The 2,078-nt window shown below is 55.1% G+C and carries 2 protein-coding genes; both read left to right on the top strand.

The features are described from left to right. The first annotated feature begins 554 nt into the window (after nucleotides 1–554). Nucleotides 555–1,649, top strand: a complete 1,095-nt coding sequence (locus KJ653_04305; protein ID MBU0685055.1) for a hypothetical protein — start codon at nucleotides 555–557, stop codon at nucleotides 1,647–1,649. Between the two features lie 53 nt (nucleotides 1,650–1,702). Further along, complete coding sequence (locus tag KJ653_04300; GenBank protein ID MBU0685054.1) at nucleotides 1,703–1,882, top strand: hypothetical protein; 180 nt, start codon at nucleotides 1,703–1,705, stop codon at nucleotides 1,880–1,882. The last annotated feature ends 196 nt before the right edge of the window (nucleotides 1,883–2,078 follow it).

The raw sequence follows: 2,078 nt of genomic DNA, 5'->3' as shown, positions 1-2,078 counted from the left end.
GACCAAGTTCACCAGGCGATCCTAGCAGGCGCCTCAGGGGTTGTCGAAGGCTCGGCCTTGATATCGATCTACTCAGAAAAGAACAGGAGCAAAGCACTTGATCTCATCGAGAAACATGCACGGGAGATGAAGGCCGCAACGCGAATCTAGAATGTGGTCAGTACTCCAACGAATCCTGGCAATTCATTGTGCGGAGGCCCAGATTGTTATCCGGAATCTACCGGCGGTTGATTAGACTCGGTGCAATGCGCAATATCTGGGATCTCAATTTCGGGTTGACTGAATTTCAGGAATGAATGTCTGGCTCGACCCGGTGTCAAATTCCCTCCTTCTCTTACGTCTCAGCCAAAATGGTGATCACGGGGGCAAAGAATCAAAAGGATGTTGAACGATTTGTAGATAAGGTCGTCCTCACTGTCCGCCAAACTGGACGTCCCTGACCCTGCAACTGGAGTTCAGATCGATGCAAGATTGGATTCACACCGTGAGGGGTCATTGAAACACCAAAAAGCTCCAAGCAAGGTAAGTTGAGGAGGTCTTGGGGGGACATGTCAATGGGACACAGAATCGTCCTGACGGCCGACAGAACGCTGATGTCGAACTACAACGGAAGCATGTTCATCGGATTTGCCGCATGCTTCCCGAGAGTCTTGCCCAAGTGGCTCTACACGAGGTTGTTCTGTCCGGCGCAACCTAGGCGGGAAGGAAGGGCAGCATACGCACCTGCGGGACTCAGAAAGGTTGAGGCTTCACTCATCAGATCAGGCATACCAGCCGAAGACATCGTCATATGCCACCCTGACCGTTTGGCCAAGATGGTCGGCTCTGACACGAAGGTCGTAGGCGTCACTTCATCCGACCCTATGGGCGTGGGACCGGCCTCAAGCACGTTCTCAAGCCTGCTTGACAAGGAAAGCTACACCAAGTACTTCTTCAGGAGCTTGATGGAGGAACTCAATACGAGAGCGGCGAACGCACCGATCATAGTAGGAGGGCCGGGGGTGTGGCAGCTCACGAACGCCGAGGTGAGGCAGCAACTGGGCATCAGCTGCATAGTGGAGGGAGAAGGTGAGCTCATCGCCCCTCAGCTCTTCAAGGACGCCCTCGAGTGCAAAAACCTTCCGAGCTATGTCACCGGGGGTCCTGTGCCAGTCGATCAGATACCCATGATACGCGCGCCGACCATAAACGGGACTGTTGAGATAAGCAGAGGCTGCGGGAGAGGATGCGAGTTCTGCAACCCTAACATGAGGACCGTGAGGCACATTCCGCTCGCCAGGATCCTGGACGAGGTCAGGACCAATGTGGCCGCTAGGGACAAGATCACTCTGCATGCAGAGGATGTCCTGAGGTACAAGGCCAAAAGCATGAGGCCGGACAGAGAGGCAGTCGTGAAGCTCTTCGAGGAGGTCCTGAAGCACACGGAGAACGTCGGCGTGAGTCACATCGCGCTCTCGTCCGCGCTCGCGGAGCCTGCGCTCGTGGAGGACATCAGCATGATCACGGGGGCCGCTGAGGGCCGAAGGCACATGTACGCTCAGACGGGCATCGAGACCGGGTCCCCATCGAGTTGGATTTCGTCAACAAGCGGTCGAATCTCCAGGATAGCCGATTCCACGAACCGTTCAAGGAGTACTTTCTCTCTCTAAGGGAAAGCATAGATCCTGAGGCAGTCACCGCAAAGCAGTGGTTAGAATTCCTCGTGGGCTACTACATAGCGATTCCGGAGGAGACGCGCCAGACGGCGAGTCATTATATTGCGTTGGATACAAAACCAGAAACGACTGATGCCGGCCGAGACAGAGTCAAGAACATCCTTGCAGTTCTTGGCATTGCCATCGCATTGCTGAGCATCGTTCTGCAGGTCTTCAAGATCATCTGACGTCGCGAGCGACGAATGGTTACCACCGTCTCCCCCGTGTCTCAGACACGAATCTAGCATGAGCGGCTTCAATTGAGCGACTGAGGTGTTCCCTATGTTCCTGATCCGTCATCAAGGTCTCGCCAATCCAGGCGTTGTCAAAGGCTATCTCAACGAAATCCGCGGCCGCCGCGAATCCTAACCGCAGTCCCTGGCG

The organism is Candidatus Thermoplasmatota archaeon (genome assembly GCA_018814355.1).
GTDB lineage: Archaea > Thermoplasmatota > Thermoplasmata > UBA10834 > UBA10834 > COMBO-56-21.
Note: the sequence above shows the minus strand (reverse complement) of the source record. Positions and strands in the feature narration are given on the sequence as shown.